This is a genomic window from Leucobacter allii (assembly GCF_022919155.1).
GTDB classification, from domain to species: Bacteria; Actinomycetota; Actinomycetes; order Actinomycetales; family Microbacteriaceae; genus Leucobacter; species Leucobacter allii.
Genome location: NZ_CP095045.1, coordinates 1,877,933 through 1,903,899, shown reverse-complemented (window position 1 = coordinate 1,903,899; position 25,967 = coordinate 1,877,933). Strand labels below are relative to the sequence as shown.

The following is a 25,967-nucleotide window of genomic DNA, read 5'->3' as shown; positions in this document are numbered from 1 at the left end:
GCCGCCCGACGCCGGCCCTCCCCAAGATTGGACCCCCGCATGCAGACCCCCGCCCTCCACGCCGACGGCATCCGGATCGGGTACCACGGCCCGCCCGTCATCGACGGCCTCTCCCTCGACATCACCACTGGAGGATTCACCGCGATCGTCGGCCCGAACGCCTGCGGCAAGTCGACGCTGCTGCGCGCGCTCGGCCGGATGCTCGTCCCGAGCGCCGGGGACGTGCTGCTCGACGGCCGCGCGATCGGCGGCATGCGGGGCAAGGAGTTCGCGCGCCGCGTGGGCCTCCTGCCGCAGTCGCCGATCGCGCCCGACGCGATCACCGTGGCCGATCTCGTGGCCCGGGGCCGCTACCCGCACCAGAGCCTGCTCCGACAGTGGTCGGAGGACGACGCGCGCATCACCGCCGAGGCGATCGAGGAGGTGGGGATGGCCGCGCACGCCGATCGCCTCGTCGACGAGCTCTCCGGCGGGCAGCGGCAGCGCGCGTGGATCGCGATGGCGCTGGCGCAGGAGACGGGGGTGCTGCTCCTCGACGAACCGACCACGTTCCTCGACATCGCGCACCAGATCGACGTGCTCGAGCTGTGCGCCCGCCTCGCCGCGGCCGGGCGCACCGTCGTCGCCGTGCTGCACGACCTCAATCTCGCCGCGCGCTACGCCGACCGCATGGTCGCGATGCGCGACGGGCGGATCATCGCCGAGGGCACAGCCGAGGAGGTCGTCACGGCCCGCGTGCTCCGCGAGGCCTACGAGCTCGAGGCCGTCGTCATTGACGATCCCGAGACCGGGCGGCCGCTCGTGGTGCCCCGGGCCCGGCGCGGCGCGGCGCGATGAGCGCTTCCGCACCCGTCGTGGGGCTCGCCCTGTCACCGACCTGGCTGCGCGGCGAGGCCTGGCGGGAACCGGGGAGCCGCGTCGAGGAGCTCTTCGATCTCGCACCGTACCTGGACCTCGCGACGGCGGCGGAGGAGGCCGGGCTCGACTTCCTCTTCGCCCCGGACGCCGGTCATATCGATTCCGGAGCGCTCGAGCGGAGCCCGGGGTTCAGCACGCACGACCCGCACACGCTGACGAGCATGCTCGCGGCGCGCACGCGCCGCATCGGAGTGGTGCCGACCGTGCAGACGCTCGTCGCATCGCCCTTCGCCGTCGCGCGGGGCCTGATGTCGCTGCACCGCCTGAGCGGGGGACGGGCCGGCTGGAACGCGGTCACCGCGCTCGGCGGCTCCGAGAACTACGGCGGGTCCGTCCACCGCGGCGGATCCGTCGGAGTGGATCCGCGCGCCCGGGACCCTGAGGAGCGCCGCCGCCGCGCCGCCGCGTGCATCGCCGCGGTCCGGGCGCTCTGGGAGAGCTATCCGTACGATGCGATCCTCGCGGACCGAGCGACCGGGCGCTTCGCGGACGCCGCGCGGGTGCGCCCCATCGATCTCGACGACGGCGTCTTCCGCATCGCCGGTCCCGGGACGGTCGCAGCGCACCCGGACGGCGAACCGCCGCTCTTCATGGCCGGGGCGCGGCCCGAGGCCGTCGCGGGGTCCCGGGCGGACGCGGTCTTCGCGGCGGCGCCGGAGGCCGCGGACGTCGCGGCCCAGCAGCGGGGGCTCGCGGCCGCGTTCCGGGAGGCCGGGAGGGTCGAGGCGGCGGCGCGTCTGCTGCCCGGCCTCGTCGTCACCGTCGATCGTTCGCGCGCCGAGGCCGAGCGCCTCGCGGCGCTGCAGGACCGGGGCCGGGGCGCCGCCCACTGGCGGGCGACGGGGACCCCCGAGGATGTGGCCGCGGCGATCCTCACCCGCGCGGACGCCCTCGACCGGCTTCCCGACGCGCGCTTCGATGGAGCCATCGTGCTCGCCGGTGGGTCATGGCGGTCGCTGGAGCTGTTCTGCGCGGAGGTCGTCCCCGCACTCAGGTCCGCGGGGCTGCTCGAACCGGTGCCGGCCGAGACGCCGTTCCGCGAGCGGCTCGTTCGGGACTGACGCGGTCTCAGGCGCCCGTCTGCGCGGCCCGGATCCACGCCTCGACCGCGTCCGCCGTGCGGGGGATCGCCGCGGAGAGGTTCTCGCAGCCGTCGTCGGTGACGAGGACGTCGTCCTCGATCCGGACGCCGATGCCGCGGTACTCCTCGGGCACCGTGAGATCGTCCGGCTGGAAGTAGAGGCCCGGCTCGATGGTGAACACCATGCCGGCCTCCACGACCCCGTCGAGGTACATCTCGCGCCGCGCCTGGGCGCAATCGTGGACGTCGAGCCCGAGGTGATGGCTCGTGCCGTGCACCATGTAGCGCCGGTAGTAGGCGACGCCGTCGGGCTCCGGGAGCAGCCCCCACTCGCGGGTGCGGCGTTCGATGACGGCCATCGCCGCGTCGTGCACGTCGCCGAAGCGGATACCGGGGCGCACGATCGCGCGCGCCGCGTCCGCGGCCTCGAGCACGGCCTCGTACACCCGGCGCTGCACGTCGGTGAAGGCCCCGGAGACCGGCACGGTGCGCGTGATGTCCGCGGTGTAGAGGCTGTCGAGCTCCACGCCGGCGTCGAGCAGCAGCAGATCGCCGGCGCGCACGGGTCCGTCGTTGCGGATCCAGTGCAGGGTGCACGCGTGGGGGCCCGAGGCCGCGATCGTCTCGTAGCCGACGGTGTTGCCGTCGAGCCGGGCGCGCTGGTTGAAGACGCCCTCGACGACGCGCTCGCCTCGCGGGTGCGCGGCGGCGGCGGGGAGGGCCGCGAGCACCTCCGCGAAGCCCCGTGCGGTCGCCGCGACCGCGGCGCGCATCTCGGCGATCTCGTACGCATCCTTCACGAGCCGCAGCTCGGAGGCGGCGCGGGCCAGTTCGGGATCGTCGAGCTCCCGATCCCCGTCGCCCGCGGCGAAGTCGGCGAGCGGGGCCGTCGGGATCCCGAGTCGCGCGGCCACCTGCTCCAGCGAGGGTCGCGCGCCGATCCAGAACTCCCCGATCTCGGGGTTCGCGAAGAACTCGTCGCTGTCGCGACCCGCGCGTTCCCGGAAGTACAGCGTCGCGGTGTGGTTGGCGGCGGTCTCCTCGCCGCCGCTCTCCGCGGTGCCGGCCAGCGGATCCAGCACGAGGATCGCGCCGGGCTCGGCGTCCGAGCCCCACCCGGTGAGGTGCGCGAAGGCGCTGTGCGCGCGGAACGGGTAGAAGGTGTCGTTCGAGCGCTGCTTCATCACGCCGGCGCGGATCACGAGCCGCTCGCCGGGGAACTGCGCGCCGAGCGCAGCGCGGCGGGTCGCGGTCGCGACCGCGACCGGGTCGACCGCGGGCGGTTCCTCGGACCGATCGGCCCAGTGCGAGGAGATGTAGGAGACGAAGGCGTCGTCCGGCGGGGTGGTGCTGCGATTGCCGTGGTCGATCTCCGCCTCGTGGGTGGTCTGCGCGTGCTCGCTCATGCCCCCATCCTCTCACCCCGGGCGGCACGGCGGCTGCGAGCGTCGTAGGATGTGGGGATGACGATTCCCGGCGCGGCGCAGCACGGCTTCGATCTGCACACGCACTCGGTGCACTCGGACGGCACCACCCGGCCGGAGGAGATCGCCGCGGCCGCCGCCGCCGCGGGTCTCGCGGGCTTCGCGCTCACGGACCACGACACGGTCGACGGCTGGGACGAGGCCCGGGCGGCCGCGGCGCAGCACGGGATCGGCTTCCTCCCGGGCATCGAGATCACGACGAAGCACGCGGGGCGGTCGCGGCACCTGCTCGGCTACGGGCTCGACCCGGCCGCCGGAGAGCTCCTCGCGGCGCTCGCGCAGGTGCGCCGGCATCGCCTCGATCGCGCGCGGGAGATGGTGCGACGGGTCTCCGCCGACTACGCGATCACCTGGGACGCCGTCGTCGGGGCGGAGGACGCCCGCACCGTCGGCCGCCCGCACATCGCCGATGCGCTCGTGCTCGCGGGCTACTTCCCCGATCGCAGCACCGCCTTCGAGCAGGTGCTGCACCCCGCGTCCCCGTACTACATCGGCACCTACGCGATCGATACCACCGAGGCGATCCGGCTCGTGCGCGCGGCCGGCGGCGCCGCGGTGCTCGCGCACCCCGCCGCGTTCCGTCAGCGCGCGGCGACGGCGCCGCACGAGCTCGCCGAGCTCGCCGCCGCGGGGCTCTGGGGCGTGGAGCTCGCCCACCCGGAGAACCGGGCCGACTGGATGCCCCCCATCGAGGCGGCCGCGGCGCGCCACGGCCTCGTCGGCACGGGGGCGAGCGACTATCACGGCGCGGGCAAGCCGAACCGCCTGGGGGAGCGCAGCACCGATCCCGGAGTCGTGGAACGGCTGCGCGGGATCGTCACGACGCCCCGGTAGGGTCGGGCCAGGCGGGCGCCGCCCAGGTCGCCGCGGTGGGCCGGGCTCGACGGTCCGGTCACCGCCGCGCGGGGCCCGGGCGCTCCGCGCTACTCGTCGGTCGTCGCCTCCGCGGGGGCCGCGCCCTCCGCGCCCTCCGCGCCCGGGGCGCCGGCTCCGGCGCCCTCGCCGGCCGCGCCGCCCGAACCGCCCCGCCGACGGCGGCGCCGACGCTGAGACGCGGTGCGCTCCTCGCCCGGTGCGTCGAGCGATGCTCCGGGCTCGCTGCCGCCCTCGAGGTCGTGGCCGTGCTGCTCGTGCCCGTGCGCCTCATGACGGCCGGGGCCCTTCGGGTTGGCGCTCCGCGTGCGACGGCGGGTCCGGGTGCGGCCCTCGCCGCCCGAACCCGCGCCGTCGCGGGAGCTCTCGCCACGGCTCGACCCCGCGCCGCGGCCCGCCGCTGCGCGATCCTTCACGGGGGTCGCCTTCAGCCGTCCCTTCGTACCCTCGGGGATGTTGAGATCCGAGAACAGGTGCGGCGAGGAGGAGTACGTCTCGACGGGCTCGGGCACGCCGAACTCGAGAGCCTTGTCGATGAGCGCCCACTTGTGCAGGTCGTCCCAGTCGACGAAGGTGACGGCGATGCCGCTGCGCCCGGCGCGGCCCGTGCGGCCGACGCGGTGCAGGTAGGTCTTCTCGTCGTCGGGCACGGTGTGGTTGATGACGTGGGTGACGTCGTCGACGTCGATGCCGCGCGCCGCGACGTCGGTGGCGATGAGCACCTCCTTCTTGCCGGCCTTGAAGGCCGCCATTGCGCGCTCGCGCTGATCCTGATTGAGATCGCCGTGCACGGCGGCCGCATCGAACCCGCGGTCCTGCAGCTCCTCCAGGAGCTTCGCCGCCGCGCGCTTGGTGCGCATGAAGATGACGGTCTTGCCGCGGCCCTCGGCCTGCAGGATGCGCCCGATCACCTCGTCCTTGTCGAGCGAGTGCGCCCGGTAGATGATGTGCTCGATGTTGGCCTGCGCCGCCCCCTCGTCGGGGTCGGTCGCGCGGATGTGGATCGGCTTCGACATGAAGCGCCGGGCGAGCGTCACGATGGTTCCGGGCATCGTCGCGGAGAAGAGCATCGTGTGGCGGTTCGGCGGAGTCAGCGAGAACAGCTTCTCGATGTCGGCGAGGAAGCCGAGGTCGAGCATCTTGTCGGCCTCGTCGAGCACCATCTCGCGCACCTTCGAGAGGTCGAGGAGGCGCTGGTTCGCGAGGTCGAGGAGGCGGCCGGGGGTGCCCACGACGATCTGCGCGCCCGCCTGCAGCTGCTCGATCTGCCCCTCGTAGGCCTTGCCGCCGTAGATCGGCACGAGCGACGCCGCGCGGTGCTGCGAGGCCAGCTCGAGATCCTCGAACACCTGCACCGCGAGCTCGCGCGTCGGCACGACGATGAGGGCCTGCACGCCCGGCTCGGGATCGGCGCCGATGCGCTGGAGCAGAGGCAGGCCGAAGCCGAAGGTCTTGCCCGTGCCCGTCTTCGCCTGGCCGATGATGTCCTGCCCCGTGAGGGCGAGGGGGATCGTCTGCTCCTGGATGGGGAAGGCCTCGGTGATGCCCTTCGCGGAGAGCGTGTCGACCATGTCCTGGTCGACCCCGAGTTCGAGGAATGTCGTCACGGTGCGTCCTATCGTGTGGGGTGCTGCGCGCGATCACGAAGGCGCAGCGGCCGGCGCTCCGTCGGCGCCGGTGATGAATACGTACCGGGTCAGTCTATTCCAGGTGGTCGGGCGAGCGGCGGTAAGCTGACAGGGTGTTCGAGTGGATCCGTGGGCTGCGCAAGTCGACCGCCCCTGCCCGCAAGCTGCGCTCCCGCGGAGAGGGGGCCGATGCGGAGCGGGTCGAGCTCGCCGAGTTCGCGCCGGGCATCCTCCCGTTCCTCGGCCTGACCGCATACCTCCAGCTGGAGCTGTACGAGGCGGCGACGCGCGCCGTCTCGGGGGCGCCCACGCTCGAGGCCAAGAACGTCCTGGCCAGGGTCGCCGGGCTCACCCTCGCGAAGCATCAGCGGCTCACCGACGAGATCAAGGATCGCGGCGCGGAGCCGCATGTCGCGATGTCGCCGTACTCGACCGTGATCGACGCCTACGTCGAGCGCATCGACACGCCTGACTGGCATCAGCACGTGCTCTCGCTCTACCTCGTGGGAGGGCTCTTCGACGACTTCTTCGCGAGCCTCGCCGGCGGGCTGAAGGACGGCTTCAAGGGCGACGCGATCAAGATCCTGAGCACCGACAGCGGCCGCGCCGAGCTGAAGGTGCTCCTCGAGGGCGCGCTCGCCGCCGACGAGCCTCTCTCGAGCTGGCTCGCGCTCTGGGGGCGCCGCCTCGTCGGCGACACGCTGCTGGTCTCACGGGCCGTGCTCACGCTGAGCGAGCGGCGCGCCTTCGACGAGGAGCTCGTCGAACCCGTCTTCACCGAGCTCATCGCCGACCACATCCGCCGCATGGACGGGCTCGGCCTCACCGCCTGACGCCCGCGCCGACCGCGCCTCGAGAGCATCCCGGAGACCATGAGCCGCCCGTCCGTCGCCCCGGCGGCCCCGCCCCGCTGCGAGTACTTCGTCGCGGGCCGCTGCCGCTCGTGCACCTTCATCGAGACGCCCCTCGGCACCCAGCTGCGCGCGAAGGAGGAGCGCTGCCGCGAGCTGCTCGGGGAGCGGATCCCGGAGGCTGCGTGGCTGCCGAGCGTCGACGGCGGAGTGCGCGATTTCCGCAACAAGGCGAAACTCGTCGTCGGGGGTCGCGCCGGCGCCGTCACGCTCGGGATCCTGGGGCCGGACGGCGCCGGCGTCGATCTCAGGGACTGCCTCATCCAGGAGCCCGCGATCCGGGACGCGATCGGACGCATCGCCGCGCACCTCGACGCCACCGGCCTGCCCCCGTACGACGTGCCGCTCCGCCGCGGGGAGCTGAAGTTCGTGCACGTGACCGCCGCTCCCGGAGGCGCGCTGATGCTCCGCTTCGTGGTGCGCAGCGAGCGGGCGCTGCACGCGCTGCGCAAACGCCTTCCCGAATTGCGCGCGGCCGTCCCCGAGGCCGCGGTCGTCTCCGTGAACCTGCTGCCCGAGCACAGGGCCGTGCTCGAGGGGGAGCGGGAGGAGCTGCTGCTCGGCTCCTCGCTCGACATGCGGCTGGGGGGCTCGGGCGGACCGGTTTCGCTGCATCTGCTCCCGCGGAGCTTCTTCCAGACGAACACCGCGGTCGCCCGCGCGCTCTACGCCCAGGCCGCCGAGTGGGTGGCCGAGGCGGACCCCGCGACGCTCTGGGACCTCTACTGCGGCGTCGGGGGCTTCGCGCTGCACTGCGCGGACCACGCGGAGGCGGCGTCCGGGGGTGCGTCTGGCGGTGCGTCCGGGGGGCGCGTCGCGTCCGGCGGAGCCTCGCTCGGCCGTGCGCCGCTCGTGGGCGGCTCGGCCCGGGCGACCCCGGCGGACCGGGCGACCCCGGCGGACGGGGCTACCCCGTCGGCCGGGGTGAGGAGCGTGCTCGGCGTCGAGATCAGCGGGGCGGCCGTGCGCTCGGCGCGGCGCAGCGCCGCCGAGGCGGGGCTCGCCGCCGAATTCGTCGCCGCGGACGCGACGGCCTTCGCGACCGCGGCCGCACCCGGCGAGCTCCCCGAGGCCGTGATCGTCAACCCGCCGCGACGCGGGATCGGCCCGGAGCTCGCGGCCTGGCTCGAGGCCTCCCCGATCCGCACCGTCGTCTATTCGAGCTGCAATCCCGAGAGCCTCGCCCGCGACCTCGCCGCGATGCCCTCCCTCGCCGTGCGCCGGGCGCGGGTATTCGACATGTTCCCGCACACCGCCCACATGGAGGTCATGGTCCTGCTCCACCGCCCCTGAGCACCGCTTTCCTGCCCTTCCCCCTTCCCCCTTCCCCCTTCCCCCTTCCCCCTTCCCTTCCCCTGCCCTCATCAAGCGATCCGGGTCGCTCAGACAGGGTGGACCGCAGTGGCACCCTGCCGCAGTGACCCGGATCCCGGCCGCGCGGCTCGGCGGGGCAGAGATGTGTGGCTGCGAGCGGGAGGGAAGGAGCACGGCGAAGGCGGACTCCGGGCCCGCGGACGAGCGGATCGCGCGAGGGATGCGCGCCCGCGCCGCCCGTGATGCGAAGATGGACCCGTGAACATCGTGCTAGGAGTCACCGGCGGGATCGCCGCGTACAAGGCCGTCGCGCTCGCCCGTCTGCTCGTCGAGGAGGGGCACGAGGTGCATGTCGTTCCGACCGAGGATGCGCTGCGCTTCGTCGGCACGCCGACCTGGGAAGCGATCAGCCGGAACCCGGTGACGACCTCGGTCCACGAGGACGTGCCCGAGGTGCGCCACGTGGCGCTCGGGCAGCGCGCGGATCTCGTCGTCGTCGCGCCGGCGACCGCGAACACGCTCGCGCGCATGACGGCGGGCCTCGCGGACGACCTGCTCGGCACCACCCTGCTCGCGACGCGCGCTCCGGTGCTCGTGGCGCCCGCGATGCACACCGAGATGTGGCAGCACCCGGCGACCCAGGACAACGTCGCGATCCTGCGCTCGCGTGGCGTCGCCTTCGTCGGCCCCGAGAGCGGCCGGCTCACCGGCGCGGACACGGGGCCGGGGCGCATGAGCGAGCCCGACGCCATCGCCGAGCGCGTGCGCGAGCTGCTCGCCGATGCCGGCGGAGGGGCTGCCGATGCCGCTCGAGATGCCGCCGGCCCGAGTGCGGAGTCCGTGGGGACCGGTGGCGCCGCCGCGGATCCCGAGACCGTCCCGGCGCTCCCCGATGCGGAGACCTCCGCCGCGGACTTCGGCCAGATCGATCCCGCGGCGGCCGATCCGGCTCAGGCGCCCCGGCCCGCGGACCTCACGGGGCTGCGGGTGCTCGTCACCGCCGGCGGTACGCGCGAGCCCATCGATCCGGTGCGCTACCTCGGCAACCGCTCGAGCGGCCGGCAGGGCGTCGCCGTCGCGGCGGCCGCGGCCGATCGCGGCGCCAAGGTCGTGCTGCTCGCCGCGAACATCGACGACTCGGTGCTCGCCGAGGTGCAGGATCGGCCGGGCGTGCGGACCGTGCCGGTCGGCACGACCGCCGAGCTGGAATCGGCCGCGCGCGCCGCGGCGTCCGGCGCGGAGGCGGTGATCATGGCGGCGGCGGTCGCGGACTACCGCGTGGCGGATGTCGCCGAGCACAAGCTCCGCAAGGAGGATTCTCCGGGCGCGGCGCCGACGCTCGAATTGGTGGAGAACCCCGACATCCTCGTCGGCTTGGTCCGCGAGCGGCGACCGGGGCAGGTGATCGTCGGCTTCGCGGCCGAGACCGTCGAGAGCGACGAGGAGCTCCTCGAGCGCGGGCGTCGGAAGCTCGCGCGGAAGGGCGTCGACCTGCTCGCCGTCAACGCCGTCGGGTGGAACGAGGGCTTCGAGCGCGGCGAGAACATCGTCCAGGTGCTCGACGCCGATGGCCGCGTGGCGGTCGCGGCCGAGGGGACGAAGCGGGAGGTCGCCGACGCGCTGCTCGACGCGGTGCGCGACGAGTTCCGCGCGTTGAACCACTGAGCGGCGGAGCGCGACGATCCGGCAGCGGCGGCGCACCGCCGATGACCGCTGAAACACGGACGCGCCCGGCGCCGATGCGGGATCGGTCCGGGCGCGCTGCGGCCGGTGGGCCGACGACGTCGCGGCTCGGGGCTGCCGAGACCGCGGTTGGCGGGCGTGGCGGCCGCGGTTCGTGGGCGCTGCGGCCGCGGTTCGCGGGCGATCGGAGCAGCGAATTCGCCGCGACCGCGGACGCCGAGCCGATGCCTGGCGGCCGCCGCCGGCGGTGCTCAGCTGATGAAACCGACCTTCCGACCGCTCTCGCCGCCGAGCTCGATGTAGGCGATGGACTCCGTGTCGACGAGGTACTGGCGCCCCTTCGTATCCGACAGGGCGAGGAGCGCGGAATCCTGACCGATCGCGCTCTCGATCTGGCCGCGGACCTCCTCGGCGGTCGACTCGGTCTCGAACGAGAGCTCGCGGGGCGAGTGCTTGATGCCGATGCGTACTTCCACGGGTGCCTCCTCGGGTCGTGCGGCCCGAAACGGCCGCAGATCACAACATCTTCGAGTCTATGGGCGGGCGGGGGATCGGTCCTCTCGGACTGCCTCCCGTTCGCCAGCAGCGCACCGCCGCACGTGATGCGATCGGTCGCGGCGCGAGTAGAGAAGCTTCGAACATATGTTCGATTTTTGGCGTGATGCGTGAGAGAATAGAGCATGGAACTCAGCACCGCAGCTGCTTCACCCGGTCCCGAAGACCACGGGGATCCCAGGGGTGCGGTGGCGGATCCGCTGGCGGCGAGGCTCGATCGATTCTCCGCGGAGTTCTCGCAGGCGCTCCGGGACGCTGGGCTGCACGGCCCGGGCGGCTCGAGGGAGGATCCTGCCGGCGGAATCGTGAGTGACGAGGCGCTGCTCGACGCGAATCGCGCGATGGAGCGCCTCGCCCGGCACGTGGAGTACGCACAGGTCGTGCTGGCGGGACGGGTCAGGGCGGCCTGCGACCCCGCGCTCGGTGCGGAGTCGCTGGCGGCGCGGCGGGGCTGCCGGAATGCGACGGAACTGCTCAGGCGGGTGACGTCCGCGAGTTCGCGGACGCTCGCTCGGCGCATGCGGCTCGCAGAGCGCGTCGTGCCCAGGACCAGCCTGCTCGGCGAGGCGCTTCCCGCGCGGGATCCGCGGGTCGCCGCCGCATTCGGCGCTGGTGTGCTGTCGGCGGAGTGCTCGGCGCTCGTCTCCGAGACGCTGGCGCGTACGGAGGGCATAGCATCGCCGGCGCAGCTGGACGTCGCCGAACGCGAGATGGTCGCGGCGGCGACGGGTTCGGAGGAGGCGCTCGCCGTCGACGACGACGGCATGCGCGTCCTCTGCCGGGCGTGGGGCGACGCGCTCGATCAGGACGGGGCCGCACCGGACGACGCCCGGTTCGAGCAGCGACGCGGCTTCCGTCTCGGGCGGGAGCGCCACGGACTCGTCCCCGTCTCCGGCGCGCTGCTCCCTGAGACCGCGGCGCTGCTCTCCCGGCTCTTCGACGCGATCAACGCTCCGGGCGCTGCGCGGCGAGCCGTGAGGTTCCCGATGTCCGGTGCGGATCCGCTCGATCCGGGCCGCTCGGAGGCGGGTGATCCCGGGGCGGATCGCTCCGACATCGATGAACCCGAGCCCCACGGTTCCGGCGCCGCACGCTCCGACACCGAACGCTCCGGCACCCGGTACCTTGACGCGGACGACGGCTTCCCCGGCCGGTTCGTCCCCGAGGAGCGCGCGGGCGAGGAGCCCGTACCCGGCGCGTCGGCGGAGATGCTCGCCCGCACGCCGGATCAGCGCCGCCACGACGCGCTCGCCGCCGTCCTGGCGGCTGCGGCCCGGCAACCCGACGTTCCGCGGCTCGGCGGAGCCCCCGTGACCGTGCTGGTCCAGGTCGAAGCCGACGCCCTCGAATCGGGGGAGGGCAGTGGCTGGGTGCACGGGCACGACGGGGCGCTCTCACCGATCCCGCTCCGCTCCGTGCGGCACTCGGCCTGCGCGGGAGCGGCGCAGCGGGTCGTGCTCGACGCAGGCGGAGGGATCGTCGAGCTCGGGGGTCCGCAGCGGATCTTCTCGGCGCACCAGCGGCGAGCGATCGCGGTCCGCGACGGCGGCTGCATCATCCCCGGTTGCACGGTCCCGGCGAGCTGGTGCGAGATCCACCATGTCCAGGAGCATGCCCGGGGCGGGGCGACCCACACGGATAACGGCGTGACGCTCTGCTGGTACCACCACCGCAGCCTCGACGTCTCCGGCTGGGAGATCCGCATGGTGGATGCGACCCCGCGGTTGCGACCCCCGGCGTGGATCGATCCTGAGCGTCGCTGGTACCGGTCGAGATCCCCGGTGAGGCCGCCCGGCCTTCGAGGGGCGGCGTGAGGGCACCGCGCGGAGTCCGCGAGGGCAGGCGTTCCCCGGGAGCGGGGCCCGTCGGCTTTGGCACGCAGCTCTTCGGCTTCGGCACGGCGGAAATGCGGCCCCTCTCCGCGCTCACGGCTTCGTCGATGCCGCGGTTCGCCGCCACGGCGTTATGCGCGGCACCTTCGGAGGGCCGCACCGCGAGGACCGGATCCCGGAAGTCCAACCGCACCTCCGAAGGGGCGACCGAGGGAACATCCGGTGTCCGGGACCACCGGTTCGATGCGAGGCGAAGGAGCCGGTCGACCATCGGACCCCCTGCTGCTCGGAGCTCCGATGTCGCGGCGCGGACCGCCGGGCGCGGAGCCGCGGCGACGCCGGCGTGCGCTCCGTGGCGGTGTCGGACGTCGTCAGTAGGCTGTGCGCATGACCTCGTTCGATCCATCGCAGCTCCGCGTCCTGGAACTCGATCCGGATCGGCACGCACGCATCCTGGGCGCCCCGGGGAGCGGGAAGACCACCCTGCTGGTCGAGGCGTACGGTCGGTTCCTCGACCGCGAGGGCTGGGACGAGTCCTCGGTGCTCGCGCTCGCTCCGAGCCGCGCCGTGGCCGCCGATCTCCGCGCCGGCATCGGGCGGCGGATCGCGCGAGCGCTCGGCGGTACACCGGTGCGTACCGCGGCCTCGCTCGCCTTCTCCGTACTCTCCCACGCCGCAGCCCGCGCCGGGCGCGCGGCGCCGCGTCTGCTCACGGGCACCGCCCAGGACGAGGCGATCGCCGCCGTCATCGATGCGATGCTCGGAGCCGGTGCTGCCGTACCGGGGGTCCGAGCGGATCGGGCGCATACGGCCTCTGCCGGCCCGGCATCCGCTATCCCACGGGCATCTGCTGTCCCGCCGGCATCCTCGGTCGCCCAGGAACCCGCCATCGCGCCGGCTGCGGCCGCTGGCTCGGCCGCCGCCCCGAGCTCGGCCGCCGCCCTCGCGGAGTTCCCGGCCGAGGTGATGCGGAGCCCGACGTTCCGCGCCGAGCTCCGAGAGCTCTGGCGGGTCGCCGATGACTTCGCGTGGCGTCCCGCGGAGCTGCTGCGGGTGCTCCACGAGGCCGGAGCGGCCGCATCCCGCGAGGCTCAGAGCCGCGTCGCCGATCCGGGCGTGGTCGCGCGGTGGTGCGCGGGGCTCGAGCTCATCGCCGAGGTGTCGGCTCGGCTCGCCGTCGACCGCCCCGAGGAGGTCAGTTCGAGCGCCCTGCTGCGAGAAGCCGCGGATGCGATCCGCGCCGGCGGGGTGCCGGTTCCGAGGCTCCTGCTCGTCGATGATGCGCAGGAGCTCGGGGAGGGCGAGCTCGCCCTGCTCGCCGCGTGCGCCGACGCCGGGAGCGCCATCTGGGTGTTCGGCGACCCCGACATCGCCACGGGCGCGTTCCACGGAGAACGCACGGCGGTGCTCGCCCGCCTCACCGACGAGCTCCGCCGACGCGGAGCCGGCGCGGCGTCCGTGCGGCGCGGCGGACCGACCGAATCCTCCGGAGAGCAGACGGTCGTGCTCGAGACGGTGCACCGGCACGGCGCGGTCGTGCGCGGATTCGTCCGTGAGCTCACCACGCGGATCGGTGCGGCGGGAGCCGGAGCGCAGCGGGCTGCGGACGCGCGGACCCTCGCGGGGTCCGGCCGCGAGTCCGGCACGACCAGGGAGGGCCGTGAGGCCGGCGCGGATCGCGCGCTCGGCGCGATCACCCGCGGCCGCGCCGTACCCGGCGGCGCCATCGCCCGCGGTGACGGGGACGACACGGTCGAGTTCGCCGTCGCGGCATCCCCGGCCGAGCAGCTCGGGATCATCGCGCACCGGCTCCGCGCGCGGCACCTCGGCATCGCCGATCCGGCGAAGGCCGGCGATGATTCGGCAGGGTCCGGCGCCGATCCGGCGGAGCCCAGCGCCGATCCGGCAAAGTCCGGCGCCGATCCGACGGAGCTCGGCACCGATCCGGCGGAGCCCGGCGATGGCCCGGCGGGGCATGAGCCCGCCTCGGCGGATCCCGGCGACGCACCGGCGCGCGCGGCGTTCTCGACCGGGAACCGGCCCGTCGACTGGAGCGAGATGGCGGTCATCTGCCGGAGCCGCGGCGAAGCGGCGCGCGTGGCGCGCACCCTCGCCTCCCACCAGGTGCCGACCGGCCTCGCCGCTGGGGGCATCGTGCTGCGCGAGCATCAGATCGTGCGCGAGCTCGTCGCACTGCTGCGGCACGCCCTGGGCATCGAGGAGCTCGCACCCGAGGGTGTGCTGCGGATCGTCGGGGGAGCGATCGGCGGCCTCGATCCCGTTGCCGTCCGTCGTCTGCGCGGGGCGCTCGTGCTGCAGGAGCGCCGAATGGCCAGGGACGAGGATCGCGCCGTCCGTGACGTCGACGCGCTCGTCGCCGACGCCTTCTCGGCACCGGGGGAGCACCCCGTCGTCGATAGCTCCGGCGGGCGCGCCCTCCGCCGGCTCGGACGCGTCGCCGCGGCCGGAGCCCGGGTGCACGCGGCAGGCGGAACACCGCGCGAGACGCTGTGGGCGATCTGGGACGGCACGCGTCTGGCGGAGCGCTGGCAGCATGACGCGCTCGACGGCCGCGGCGTCCGCGCGGACGACGCGCATCGCTCGCTCGACGCCGTCCTCGGGCTGTTCTTCGCGCTGCAGCGCCATGAGGAGCAGGACAGCGAGCAGCCCATCACCGAGCTGCTCACGGAATTGCTCGCCAGCACCGTCCCGGAGGACACGCTGGCCCGGCGCAGCGAGCGCGCCGCGGTAACGGTGACGACGCCGCAGGGCACCGTCGGCCGCGAGTTCGCGATCGTGGCCGTCATCGGCGTGCAGGACGGCGCCTGGCCGAACCTCCGCGCGCGCGGTTCGCTGCTCGGTACGGCCGCACTCGAACGATGGCTGCGCGGCGGCGAGGCCCTGCCCCCCGCGCGTCGCGACACCGTGCACGATGAACTGCGGCTCTTCGCCCAAGCCTGCGCCCGCACCACGGGGGAGCTCCTGGTGGTCGCCGTCGCCGACGAGGATCAGCACCCGAGCCCCTTCTTCGGCTTCGGCGCGGCCCATCGACGGGACGGGCTGCCGAGCGTGCGTCTCACGCTGCGCGGTGCCACCGCGGAGATGCGTCGACGGCTCACACGGGATCCTGACGACGAGGCGGCCCTCGCCTCGCTCGTGGCGCTCGCCCGCGACGAGGTGCCGGGCGCCAGACCGGAGGAGTGGTACGGCATCCTGCCGCCGAGCACGGAGGCGCCGCTCCACGATCTCACGGACCCCGACGAGCGCGTGCCGGTCAGCCCCTCGCAGCTCGAGCGCGCCGAGACCTGCGCCCTCGACTGGGCGATCTCCCGCCTCGGCGGCGGTGGCGGCGGCGTGCAGGCGAGCCTCGGCACGCTCGTGCACCACGCCCTCGAGACCGCCGGGGACCCCGACCCCGAGGCGCTGCTCGACGCCGTCTTGGCGGAGTGGGGGAAGCTGCCGTTCGACGCGGACTGGGAGTCGGAACGGGCGAAGCGCCTCGCCGCCGCGATGACGAGCGGGCTGGCCGCCTATCTCCGAGATTTCGCGGGGTCGGACCGCCGGCTCATCGGCACGGAGGCCCCGTTCCGGATCCCGCTCGATCACGCGGAGCTGCGCGGCATGGCCGACCGCCTCGAACTCAGGCAACGGGCCGACGGCGGGGCCGAGGTGACGGTGCTCGACCTCAAGACCGGGCGCGCACTCCCGTCGAAGGCGCAGGCCGAGACGCACGCGCAGCTGCAGGCGTACCAGCTCGGGATCGAGTTCGGCGCGTTCGTGCTCGGAGACGACGCGGTCGACTCGGCCGGGCCCGAGGTTCCGGCGGAGCCCATCGGTCCGACCGGTCCCGCAGCTCCGGAGGGGCCCGCCGCTCCGGAGGAGACCATGGATCCGGCCGTGCCCGCGGCTCCTGCCGCGCCGGCTGTCCCAGTCGGTCGGGTCGGGCGCGCGGGGTCCGCCGCGGTCGCGCCGGCCGAGGCGGCGGCGCTGCTCGCGGCGGCGCGCAGCGGCGGCGCGCGGCTGCTCTACGTGCACCCGGACGCCGCCAAGGCCGCCGGCTACGTCGAACGTGTCCAGGAGCCCATCGATGCGGCGGCGCGCACGGAGCTCCTCGAACGCGTCGAGCGCATCGCAGAGGTTATGGCCGGCGGGGCCTTCACCGCGCGCGTCGAGCATCACTGCTCGGATCCGCACCAGCCCGGCGCCTGCCGGCTCCACATCATTCGGGCGGTGAGCCACCCGTGAACGCCGCGTCCGCCGCGACCGTCGTCTTCTCCGCCGCGCGCATCGCCGAGATCCTCGCGGAACCGCCGAAGCCGCCCCTCCTCCCGACGCCGGAGCAGACCGGCGTCATCGAGCATCCGCTCGGCGGCAGCGCACTCGTCGTCGCCGGTGCGGGCAGCGGCAAGACCGAGACCATGGCGAACCGCGTCGTCTGGCTCGTCGCCAACGGACTCGCGGCCCCCGACGCGGTGCTCGGGCTCACCTTCACCCGGAAGGCCGCGGGCGAACTGGGCGAGCGCATCTCCGGCCGGCTCGCCGTCTTCGTCGCGCGGCTCGAAGACGCCGCCTCGCGCGGCCTCCTCGCACCGCGTGAGGGAGCCCGGGCGGCGGAGCTCGCAGAACACATCGGGGACGGCCTCGACATGCCCGAGGTGAGCACCTACAACGCCTTCGCCTCGGGCGTCCTCCAGGAGTTCGGGATCGCCGCGGGAATCGCGCCGGGCGCGGCGGTCATCGACGAGGCGACGGCGTGGCGGATCGCACGCGAGGTGATCCTCGCGAGCCGAGACCCGGAACTCCCGACGAGCACGCTCTCGACCGCTCAGCTCGTCCGCCACGTGCTCGGCCTCGATCACGCGGTCTCGGACCACCTGAGCTCGCTCGACCGCGTGGATCAGGTGGTCGCCGAGTTCGGCCGTGCGCTTGCTCTGCCCTACGACGAGAAGGAGCGGGACCGCGGCAGCGCCAGCGGCAAGGTCTACGCTCCGGTGCGCGACGCGGTCGCCGCGCTCGCCGAGACGCCGCTCATCACCCGGCTCGCCCGCGCCTACGCGGAGGAGAAGCAGCGACGCGGGGTCATCGAGTTCTCGGATCAGCTCGCCTCAGCCACCCGCGCGCTCGAACGCTCGCCCGAGGGGGTCTCGGTGCTGCGCCGGCGCCACCGGGCGGTGCTGCTCGATGAGGTCCAGGACACCTCGGTCGGGCAGACCCGATTCCTCTCGATGATCTTCCGCGGCGGGTCGGTGATGGCCGTCGGCGACCCGCACCAGTCGATCTACGGCTGGCGCGGGGCCTCCGCTGCAGGCTTGCGCTCCTTTCACGCCGACTTTCGCGGCGGTGGTCGAGGCACCGGCAGCGAGCGGGGCACCGGCACCAGTCGGGACGCCGGCATCGAGCGGGACGCCGGCACCGGCCGAGGCGGTTCCGGAGGAAGCGTCGGCGGTCGGCCGGGCGACGCATCGGGCGACGGTCCCGTTCCGCCGGCCACGCTGACGCTCTCGACGAGCTGGCGGAACCCCCGTGAGGTGCTGGACGTCGCCAACGCGATCGCCGCGCCCCTCGTCGCGGAGGCCGCGATCCCGGTCCCCGAACTGCGGCCGCGGCCGGGCGCGGAGAGCGGGAGCGTCGAGTGGGTCTACCCGGAGACCGTGCACGAGGAGCGGCTCGCCGTCGCCGAGTGGATGCGGGCGGCGCGCGCGGCGCACCTCGCCGAGCACGGTGCACCGCCGAGCGCGGCCGTGGTCTTCCGCAAGCGCAGCCCGATGGCCGCCTTCTCCGCCGCGCTCTCCGATGCGGGGGTGCCCAATCGCATCGTCGGACTCGGCGGCCTGCTCACGACGCCGGAGGTCACCGACGTCGTGAGCGCGCTGCGCTGCATCTGGTACGCGGATGCCGGCGGCGACCTCATCCGTCTGCTCGCGGGCCCGCGCTTCCGGATCGGGGTGAGGGATCTCGCCGGGCTGCGCGACGCCGCCCGCTGGTTCGCCTCCCGCGACGTGTCGCTGCGACCGCTCGATGCGGCCGACCGCGAGGCGGACAGCGTGCTGCAGGATCCGGACCGCGACGTCACGCTCATCGACGCGCTCGACCGGATCGCCGAACTGCGCACGCTCGACCACGGCGCGCTCGCGGGCATCGGCGAGATCGGACGCGAGCGGCTTCGCGAGGCCGGACGCGTCCTGCAAGCGCTCAGACAGCGCGTCGGAGGACCGATCGGGGAGCTCATCACGCAGGTGGTGCACGCGCTCCGGATCGACATCGAACTCGACGCCAACGAGGCCCGGCTGCAGGCCGGCACGGCCGCCGCGCACGCCAACCTCGACGCCTTCGTCGAGCTCGTCGAGGGCTACCTCGCCGTGGACACCCGGGGCACGCTGCCCTCGCTGCTCGAATGGATCGAGCGCGCCGTCGAGGCGGACGAGACGGCGGAGCACGTCGCCGCTCCCGAGCCCGGAACGGTGCAGCTCATCACGGCGCACGGCTCCAAGGGGCTCGAATGGGATCTCGTCGCGGTGCCGAGGCTCGTCGCGGGGGAGTTCCCCGGAACCCCGCGCTCCGGAGCCGGCTGGCTGCGCACCGGCGAACTGCCGGACGAGCTGCGGGGCGACGCGGCGGCGCGGCCCGCGCTCGACTGGCGGCTCGCGGACACGCAGAAGGAACTGCGGGATCGCATCTCCGAGTACAAGGAGGGCCTGCGTCGCGCCCACGCCGAGGAGGAGCGGCGGCTCGCCTACGTCGCCGTGACGCGTGCGGCGGAGCGGCTCTTTCTCAGCGGGTCGTTCTGGGGCGGGCAGACCAGACCGCGCCCGCCGTCACCGTATCTCGTCGAGCTCCAGGAGGCCGGGCTGATCACCGGACTCCCCGAGGCGAGCGCTCACGAGACCGATCCGAGCGAGCACGCCGAGCTCACACTGCAGTGGCCGCTGGATCCGCTCGGCGACCGCGCTCCGCGGGTGCGTCGCGCGGCGGAGCGGCTGTCCGCGGTCCTGGCGCAGACGGAGGGGTCGCGCGGCGGCGCCGGCGCTGCGGACCGCGCCTCCGCAGGGATCGGCGCTGCGGACCGCGCCTCCGCAGGCATCGGCGCTGCGGACCGCGAGTCTGCAGGCATCGGCGCTGAGGATCGCGCCGCCGTCGGCATCGATCCGACCGTCCGCCTGCTGCTTGCGGAGCGTCGCGCGCAGCAGCGGGCGCACGCGGACGCCCGACGGGCGGGCGCGGCGGGTGCCGATGCCGGTGCCGTGGGCTCCTCGGGCGCCGGGGACTCCTCCGACATCGGGGGTCCCTCCCGAGACGGACGCGCGACCGGGGCGTCGCCTGCGACCGGTGCGACCGGTGCGACCGGGGCGTCGGCTGCGACCAGTGCGGCCGGTGCGGCCGGTGGCGGCGGAGCGCTGCCCGAACGGATTACGGCGTCCACGTTCCACGAGTTCGTCGAGGACCCCGTGGCCGCAGAGCGACGCCGGCTTCGTCCGATTCCGCAGCGCCCGTACCGTCGCACGCGGGTCGGCAACCGCTTCCACGAGTGGGTGGAGCGGCGCGCCACGACGGCGCGGGGGACCGCGCTGCCGCTCTGGGGGAGCGCCGACGACGCGCCGCGTCACGAGGAGTTCACGGAGGAGGCCGAGCTGCAGCCGCTCATCGACGTCTTCGAGCGATCTCGGTGGGCCGGGCTGCGGCCGATCGCCGTGGAGCAGGAGGTGACGCTGCCCTTCGCGGGACGCACGCTCGTCTGCAAGCTCGACGCCGTCTACCGCTTGCCTCCCGCGGCCGACGACTCGGGCGTGTCCGGCGCCGGCACCGTGTCCGGCGCTGGCGCCGCGTGCGGCGGTGAGACCGAGTCCGGCGCTGGCGTCGCGTCCGGCGCTGGCGTCGCGTCCACCTCAGGCTCGGCTGGCGCGACGAGCGGAGCGTCGGCCGCGCGGAGCGAGGCCGCGCGCTATGAGATCGTGGACTGGAAGTCCGGCCGATCGCCTCGCACCGATGCGGAGCGCGAGACCCGGTTCTTCCAGCTGGATCTCTACCGCCACGCCTACGCGCAGTGGTCGGGCGTGCCGGCCGAGCGCATCGACGTGTGCCTGTTCTACGTCGCCGAGGGCGTCGAGCTCCGCGGGGGCACCCCGCGAGGGCTCCCCGAGCTCGAGGCGATCTGGCTCGCGGCGGCCGACCGGCTCGGGACGTCGCCGTAGCCGACCTCCGCATGCGGTCGGGGCCTGGGCGGTGCCGGTGGGCGGATCCCCGAGGCGAGGCCGGGCCCGCGCCGGTGAGGCGGCAACGGGACGGTGCCCGGCGAGCGGGTCAGCGTCCGGTGGGGCCCGCCTCATCCTCGGGCCGCAGCCTGAGGAAGGCGGGGATCCGCTTGCGCGGCGCGGGCAGCTCGTCGTCCGAGATGGGCTCCGTGAGCTGCTCCGACTCGGGAGTGTCCGACTCGGGGACGTCCGCCGCCGTTGCGGCGCGGAACGACGCGTCCGAGGTGTACGCCGTGTCCTGCGCGTCGGGGACCTGCGCGACATCAGCAGCATCCGAGAGGCCAGCAGCACCCGAGAGGCCATCAGCGCCCGAGAGACCATCAGCGCCCGAGAGACCAGCAGCGCCCGAGAGACCAGCAGCGCCCGAGGGTTCGGCGACGCCCGTGAGGTCCGTGGAACCCGCCGCCTCCGCCGCATCCGTGTCCGCCGCCGCCGCGTCCGCCGTGCCGGCTTCGGCCGGGGTCGCGTCCTCATCGGGCAGCGGTTCGATGAAGTCCGTGTCGACGCCGAACATCCGGTCCTCGTCGAGCGCCTCGAACGCCGCGGTGTCGGAGCGGTGGTCGACGGCGTCAGGAACGTGGGGGACCTCGTCGAGGAGCGCGATGGCCTCGTGCTCGCCGAGCGGGGGCCGGGCCACCTGCGCGAGCATGGCTGCGCCGAGCGGACCGGTGACGCCCACCATGCGGTCGAGCATCGCGACGGCGTCGTCGACGACGGAGGCGTCGTGCACCTCCACGCCGTGCAGCAGCCATCTGGCGACCTCGAGCTCGTGGTAGAGCGCGGCACGCGTGCGGAGCGTCCCGCTCGACCCCGCATTCCGCGCCGCGCCGTAGCGCACGAGTACCCCCTCGAGGACCTCGGGGCCCGCGCCGAGCAGCCAGCACAGATCCGCCGCCGGGTCTCCGATCGAGAGCTCCGACCAGCCGAGGACACCGACCACGCGATCCTCGGCCACGCGCAGCTGTTCGGCGTCGAGCGAGCCGTGGACCATCGTCGGGCTGAAGTCCCACAGTTCTGCGCTCTCGACTGCCTGCTGCCACCGGCGGAGGATGGTCTCGGGGAGGAGCCGGGTGCGTTCGGCCCGGTCGATCACGCGCGTCGCGCGCAGGCGGAGGTCCTGGGCGGACCGCGTCGGCAGTCCGCCCTGCAGGGCGACCGTGTGCGGCAGCTCGTGGATCGCCGCGATGGCCTCGGCGATCGGCTGCAGCAGCAGCGCGTCGTCCGCGAGGTCCTCGACGGCGAACCGCTCGCCGTCGATCGCGGTCGACACGACCGCCCGCGTGTCTCCGGCCCGGGTCATCCCGAGCGTCCGCGGCACCGCGAAGGGGAGGCGGTCCCGCGGGCCGTCGGTGAGCGCGGCCAGTCCGAGGAGTTCGGCGGACTGCTGCACCTCGGCCGCCTGCGTGCGCGGGACGCGGACGAGCAGCTCGGCGTCCTCGCCGGCCAGAATGGCCGAGGAGAAGCCCTCCTCGCCGTCGTGGCCGCGCACGCCGGAGACGACGAGCCCCGGCACCGCGGAGGTCGCGAGCGCGGCTAGAGTGAAAGGGATGCTGGCCATGCACCCAGGGTATGCACGGCTCGCGCGCGACGCATCGCGCCACGCGCACCGAGCGTCAGTCCGTCGCGCGGAACGAGTCCGCTGTCGGAGGCCGCGACCTGGCGTGAACGAGAGGAATCCAGATGACCACGAATCGTCGCCCCCCGCTCTCGAGCGGCGCGCTCGACCGGGACGCCCGCACGCGGATGGATCCCGAGCGGCTCGCGGCGGCGTGGCGGGATCCCGCGGCCCGGGTCCTTCGCCTGCGCGGGGTCGAGGTTCCGGTCATCGCCGCCGATGGCGGTGAGGCGCTCGCCCTGCTGCCCGCGGCGGAGTTCGGCGGAGCGTTCGCGGGGTCCGGCCCGGAGGGCCGCGCGGGGCATCTGTTCCTGGGCCGGCGGGACGGTGCGCCGGTGTTCGGCGTCGCGGAGTCCGTCGACGACGGCGCCGAACGCGTCGCGGGGCTCGCCGGCGAGACCTGGCGGCACCCCTTCGTGCTCGGCACCGCGCTCGACGAGACGGAGCGCGAGCTCATCGCCGTGCTCTCCTCGCTGACCCGCTGGCACGAGAGCGCGCGCTTCTCCGCGCGCGACGGCGGGCTCACGGAGCCCATGCAGGGTGGCTGGGCCAGGCGCGACGCGCACGGCGGAGAGCACTTCCCCCGCACGGACCCCGCGGTGATCGTGCTCGTCGAGCACGAGGGGCGCGTGCTGCTCGGCTCGAACGCGCTCTGGGAGACGGGCCGCTTCTCCCTGCTCGCGGGCTTCGTCGAGGGCGGCGAGTCGCTCGAGCAGACGGTGCTCCGCGAGGTGTACGAGGAGGCCGGAGTCCGTCTCGGGGAGGTCGCGTACGTCGCCTCGCAGCCGTGGCCGTTCCCGCGCTCGCTCATGCTCGGATTCCTCGCGAAACTCGCGCCGGACCAGGATCCGGAGGCGCTGCGCCCGGATCCCGAGGAGATCTCCGAGCTGCGCTGGTTCAGCCGCGAGGAGCTGCGGGAGAACGGCGGGAGCTTCACCTTCCCGATGTCGATGTCCATCGCCCACTGGATGCTCGAGGAATGGGTCGAAGGGCGGATCGGCGAGGCCGCGGCGGCGCTGTCGGAGGGGTCCGTTGGCCGCTGACGCCGAGGCGATTCTCGCGGGGCTCGATCCCGAGCAGCGGGAGATCGCCGAGAGCCTCCGCGGGCCGGTCGCGGTGCTCGCGGGTGCCGGCACCGGCAAGACCCGCGCGATCACGCACCGCATCGCCTACGGGGTGCGGAGCGGGGTGTACGCGCCCGACCGCGTGCTCGCCGTCACCTTCACCCGGAAGGCCGCGGGCGAGCTCCAGGGGCGGCTCCGCGGCCTCGGCGCCGACGGGGTGCGCGCGCAGACGTTCCACGGGGCGGCGCTCGCGCAGCTCGGGCACTTCTGGCCGCAGGTGGTGGGGGGCGCGGCGCCGCGCGTCGTGCCGGGGAAGGTGCCGACCCTCTCGCAGGTCGCGGAGTCCCGGAAGCTCGCGCTCGGGGGCGAGTCCCTCCGCGACGTGGCCTCGGAGATCGAGTGGCGCAAGACCTCGATGCTGAGCATCGACGGCTACGCCGAACTCGTGGCGGAACGGCCCGTCCCGCAGGGGCTCGACGCGGATCAGCTCGTCGAGATGCACCGCGGCTACGCGGCGCTCCTCGAGGAGCGCCGGCAGATCGACTTCGAGGACGTCCTGGTGCTGATCACGGGCATGCTCGAGAGCGAGCCGCGGGTCGCGCTGCAGGTCCGCGAACGCTATCGCTTCTTCACCGTCGACGAGTTCCAGGACGTCTCGCCGCTGCAGCACGCGCTGCTCTCGGTGTGGCTCGGGGATCGGGACGACGTGTGCGTGGTCGGCGATGCGAGCCAGACGATCTACTCCTTCGCCGGAGCGTCCAGCTCGTACCTGCTGCGTTTCGGCGCGCGGTATCCGCACGCGCGCGAGATCCGGCTCGAACGGAACTACCGCTCCACGGAGCCCGTGGTCCGGCTCGCGAACCGGCTGATGCGGGATCGGCCGGGCGCGCTCACCCTCCGCGCCGTCCGCGCGCCCGGCGGCGCGGCGGAGCCGCGCGACGAGCCGCGCGCGCCCGCCTTCGAGTGGTTCGCGAGCGAGCAGGACGAGGCCGCAGGCGTCGCGGACTCGATCGCGTCCGCGATCCGCGGGGGGACGCCGGCCTCGGAGATCGCGGTGCTCTATCGCATGAACGCGCAGTCGGCGCGCTTCGAGGAGGCGCTCAGGCGCCGCGGGATCGGCGTGCGCGTCCACGGCGCGCAGCGCTTCTTCGAGCGCGCGGATGTGCGCCAGGCCGTCATGATGATCCGCGGCGAGGCGAAGGTGGCCGATACCCGGCCGCTGTTCCAGATCGTGAGCGACGTGCTCCGCGCGGGCGGGTGGACGGCGAAGGCGCCGGAGGGCGCGGCCGAGCGGGAACGCTGGGAGGCGCTCGGGGCGCTGCTCGCGCTCGTCGACGAGATGCCGCCGGGAACGGGGATCGCGGAGTTCAGCGAGGAGCTGCTCGCTCGGCAGCGCACTCAGCACGAGCCGGCGCTCGATGCCGTCACCCTCAGCGCGATCCACGCGGCGAAGGGGCTCGAGTGGACCATGGTGCACGTCGTCGGCCTCAGCGAGGGGATCCTGCCGATCGCCCACGCCGCCGATGAGGAGAGCATCGACGAGGAGCGGCGGCTCGCCTACGTCGCCTTCACCCGGGCGCGCGACGTCCTCTTCCTCTCCGGCGTCGCCGGCGGCGCTCGGGCGCAGCGGCAGCCCTCCCGCTTCCTCGCGGAGGCCGGGATCATCCGGTAGCGCGCCGGGGTCTTCCGCCGACGGCCCGTCATCGCCCGTCGACGGGCTCGTGTTCGGGGACCGGTGCGGGCCGCTTCCGCGGCGGAGGATCGGCGCCGAGTCCGCAGGCGCATTCGGGATGCGGCTCGACGGTGCGGGCCTCGGGTAGACCCGAGGGGAGCCCGTCGTCGACCGGCACCCGGACCCCCGTGACGTGCACCGCGGGATCTTCGGCGCGCCACCGGCGCACGAAGACGGCGGCGCTGGCCGCGGCGAGCTGGGCGACGGCCGCGGTCTCGCTCCGCGGGCGGCGGCCCGAGAGCTGCGCGGCGAGAGCGGGCGCGGCGGGATCGGCCGCCACGAGCGCGAGGGCCAGGCAGGTGTGGCACGGCGCCCCTGCCGGGGAGATCAGCGGTCCGACGTGCACGGCGCCGTCGGTGAATCGCAGGAGGAGTTGCGGCAGACCGGCCATGAGCCAGCGCTGCGCCCGTTCCAGCGGTTCGAGGTAGCGCTCGACGTAGAGCACGAGCTCCGGCGTCTCGCCGCGCGCCAGGTCGAGCCGGCACAGATCCGAGGCGAGCAGCGCGTCGCGGAGGCCGGGCACGTCGCGTCCGTCGTCGCAGAGCGCGACGCGCAGGCGCGGCGTGCCGGTGCGCGTCGCCCGGCCGGAGGCGACCGTTCCGGCGGCGGACCCACCGGAGGCGACCGTTCCGGAGGCGGAGGCGACCGTTCCGGAGGCGGAGGCGGAGGCGGAGGCGGAGGCGGCGGCGGTGGCGTCCGCCGCCGCCGAGCCGCGCATGCCGGCGCGGCCGCCCACTCGGACGCCCGTGCCGGCGCGTGCCGGCACCCGTTCCACAATCAGGGCGGGTCCGAGATCGGCGAGGAGGGCGTGCGCCTCCCGCATCGTGATCCCGGCGCGCCGCGCTGCGCCGGGCAGCCGGTCCTCCTCGATGCCCTCGGCGAGCAGGCCGATAAAGCGCTGCGCGCCCGCCGAGGGGAACCGCACCCGGGCGAGCGCTCGCTCGAATCCGATGCGGAGGGTGTCGGGGTCCTCCCAGCACACCGGGAGATCGGGATGCAATCGCGTGCGGTTCGCCGTCATGCCCCGA

Annotated in this window: 16 protein-coding genes; 11 read left to right on the top strand and 5 right to left on the bottom strand. The window is 74.4% G+C overall.

Annotation, left to right across the window (positions count from 1 at the left end; translation table 11 throughout):
- Positions 1–39: 39 nt before the first annotated feature.
- Positions 40–837 (top strand): ABC transporter ATP-binding protein, encoded by a 798-nt coding sequence (locus tag MUN78_RS08880; protein ID WP_244725864.1) that lies wholly within the window; start codon positions 40–42, stop codon positions 835–837.
- Entirely contained in the window at positions 834–1,979 is a 1,146-nt protein-coding gene (locus MUN78_RS08875) for an LLM class flavin-dependent oxidoreductase (RefSeq protein WP_244725863.1), read from the top strand. Before MUN78_RS08880 ends, MUN78_RS08875 begins: the two co-directional genes overlap by 4 nt.
- Positions 1,980–1,986: 7 nt before the next feature.
- On the opposite strand, the gene MUN78_RS08870 is transcribed toward MUN78_RS08875, so the two are convergent.
- The gene (locus MUN78_RS08870) at positions 1,987–3,405 is read right to left on the bottom strand and encodes an aminopeptidase P family protein (RefSeq protein ID WP_244725861.1); all 1,419 of its coding nucleotides are present in this window, start codon (positions 3,403–3,405) and stop codon (positions 1,987–1,989) included.
- A gap of 57 nt (positions 3,406–3,462) precedes the next feature.
- Here MUN78_RS08870 and MUN78_RS08865 point away from each other — a divergent pair, with 57 nt between their 5' ends.
- A complete protein-coding gene (locus MUN78_RS08865) occupies positions 3,463–4,317 on the top strand; it encodes a PHP domain-containing protein (protein ID WP_244725859.1) in 855 nt (284 codons plus the stop codon).
- A gap of 89 nt (positions 4,318–4,406) precedes the next feature.
- Here MUN78_RS08865 and MUN78_RS08860 read toward each other — a convergent pair whose 3' ends face one another.
- Entirely contained in the window at positions 4,407–5,963 is a 1,557-nt protein-coding gene (locus MUN78_RS08860; RefSeq protein ID WP_244725857.1) for a DEAD/DEAH box helicase, read from the bottom strand.
- A gap of 134 nt (positions 5,964–6,097) precedes the next feature.
- On the opposite strand from MUN78_RS08860, the gene MUN78_RS08855 reads away from it, so the two are divergent.
- The 3 genes from MUN78_RS08855 (at position 6,098) to MUN78_RS08845 (ending at position 9,874) form a co-directional block, all read left to right on the top strand.
- A complete protein-coding gene (locus tag MUN78_RS08855; RefSeq protein WP_244689216.1) occupies positions 6,098–6,817 on the top strand; it encodes a ferritin-like fold-containing protein in 720 nt (239 codons plus the stop codon).
- A 39-nt stretch (positions 6,818–6,856) separates the two neighbouring features.
- On the top strand, positions 6,857–8,188 hold the full coding sequence (locus MUN78_RS08850) for a class I SAM-dependent methyltransferase (RefSeq protein ID WP_244725855.1): 1,332 nt from the start codon (positions 6,857–6,859) through the stop codon (positions 8,186–8,188).
- A gap of 279 nt (positions 8,189–8,467) precedes the next feature.
- Entirely contained in the window at positions 8,468–9,874 is a 1,407-nt protein-coding gene (locus tag MUN78_RS08845; protein WP_244725853.1) for a bifunctional phosphopantothenoylcysteine decarboxylase/phosphopantothenate synthase, read from the top strand.
- A gap of 269 nt (positions 9,875–10,143) precedes the next feature.
- On the opposite strand, the gene MUN78_RS08840 is transcribed toward MUN78_RS08845, so the two are convergent.
- Positions 10,144–10,368, bottom strand: coding sequence for a DUF3107 domain-containing protein (locus MUN78_RS08840; RefSeq protein WP_244689211.1), 225 nt, complete (start codon positions 10,366–10,368; stop codon positions 10,144–10,146).
- A gap of 204 nt (positions 10,369–10,572) precedes the next feature.
- Between MUN78_RS08840 and MUN78_RS08835 the strand changes: the two genes are divergently transcribed.
- The 3 genes from MUN78_RS08835 (at position 10,573) to MUN78_RS08825 (ending at position 20,468) form a co-directional block, all read left to right on the top strand.
- Positions 10,573–12,261 carry an HNH endonuclease signature motif containing protein gene (locus MUN78_RS08835; RefSeq protein WP_244725852.1) on the top strand — a complete coding sequence of 563 codons (1,689 nt, stop codon included), beginning with the start codon at positions 10,573–10,575 and terminating at the stop codon, positions 12,259–12,261.
- A 405-nt stretch (positions 12,262–12,666) separates the two neighbouring features.
- Positions 12,667–16,524 (top strand): PD-(D/E)XK nuclease family protein, encoded by a 3,858-nt coding sequence (locus tag MUN78_RS08830; RefSeq protein WP_244725850.1) that lies wholly within the window; start codon positions 12,667–12,669, stop codon positions 16,522–16,524.
- Positions 16,521–20,468, top strand: coding sequence for an ATP-dependent helicase (locus MUN78_RS08825; RefSeq protein ID WP_244725848.1), 3,948 nt, complete (start codon positions 16,521–16,523; stop codon positions 20,466–20,468). The genes MUN78_RS08830 and MUN78_RS08825 overlap by 4 nt, the downstream gene beginning before the upstream one ends.
- A 109-nt stretch (positions 20,469–20,577) precedes the next feature.
- On the opposite strand, the gene MUN78_RS08820 is transcribed toward MUN78_RS08825, so the two are convergent.
- Positions 20,578–22,086 carry a phosphotransferase gene (locus MUN78_RS08820; protein ID WP_244725846.1) on the bottom strand — a complete coding sequence of 503 codons (1,509 nt, stop codon included), beginning with the start codon at positions 22,084–22,086 and terminating at the stop codon, positions 20,578–20,580.
- A gap of 122 nt (positions 22,087–22,208) precedes the next feature.
- Here MUN78_RS08820 and nudC point away from each other — a divergent pair, with 122 nt between their 5' ends.
- A complete protein-coding gene (gene nudC / locus MUN78_RS08815) occupies positions 22,209–23,186 on the top strand; it encodes an NAD(+) diphosphatase (RefSeq protein ID WP_244725845.1) in 978 nt (325 codons plus the stop codon).
- Positions 23,176–24,879 carry an ATP-dependent helicase gene (locus tag MUN78_RS08810; protein WP_244725843.1) on the top strand — a complete coding sequence of 568 codons (1,704 nt, stop codon included), beginning with the start codon at positions 23,176–23,178 and terminating at the stop codon, positions 24,877–24,879. The genes nudC and MUN78_RS08810 overlap by 11 nt, the downstream gene beginning before the upstream one ends.
- 28 nt (positions 24,880–24,907) lie before the next feature.
- On the opposite strand, the gene MUN78_RS08805 is transcribed toward MUN78_RS08810, so the two are convergent.
- Positions 24,908–25,960, bottom strand: a complete 1,053-nt coding sequence (locus MUN78_RS08805; RefSeq protein WP_244725841.1) for a hypothetical protein — start codon at positions 25,958–25,960, stop codon at positions 24,908–24,910.
- Positions 25,961–25,967 lie beyond the last annotated feature (7 nt).

Coding starts and splice junctions, on each gene's coding strand:
- MUN78_RS08880 (WP_244725864.1), top strand. CDS start 40: ATGCAGACCCCCGCCCTCCACGCCGACGGCATCCGGATCGGGTACCAC.
- MUN78_RS08875 (WP_244725863.1), top strand. CDS start 834: ATGAGCGCTTCCGCACCCGTCGTGGGGCTCGCCCTGTCACCGACCTGG.
- MUN78_RS08870 (WP_244725861.1), bottom strand. CDS start 3,405: ATGAGCGAGCACGCGCAGACCACCCACGAGGCGGAGATCGACCACGGC.
- MUN78_RS08865 (WP_244725859.1), top strand. CDS start 3,463: ATGACGATTCCCGGCGCGGCGCAGCACGGCTTCGATCTGCACACGCAC.
- MUN78_RS08850 (WP_244725855.1), top strand. CDS start 6,857: ATGAGCCGCCCGTCCGTCGCCCCGGCGGCCCCGCCCCGCTGCGAGTAC.
- MUN78_RS08835 (WP_244725852.1), top strand. CDS start 10,573: ATGGAACTCAGCACCGCAGCTGCTTCACCCGGTCCCGAAGACCACGGG.
- MUN78_RS08830 (WP_244725850.1), top strand. CDS start 12,667: ATGACCTCGTTCGATCCATCGCAGCTCCGCGTCCTGGAACTCGATCCG.
- MUN78_RS08820 (WP_244725846.1), bottom strand. CDS start 22,086: ATGGCCAGCATCCCTTTCACTCTAGCCGCGCTCGCGACCTCCGCGGTG.
- nudC (WP_244725845.1), top strand. CDS start 22,209: ATGACCACGAATCGTCGCCCCCCGCTCTCGAGCGGCGCGCTCGACCGG.
- MUN78_RS08805 (WP_244725841.1), bottom strand. CDS start 25,960: ATGACGGCGAACCGCACGCGATTGCATCCCGATCTCCCGGTGTGCTGG.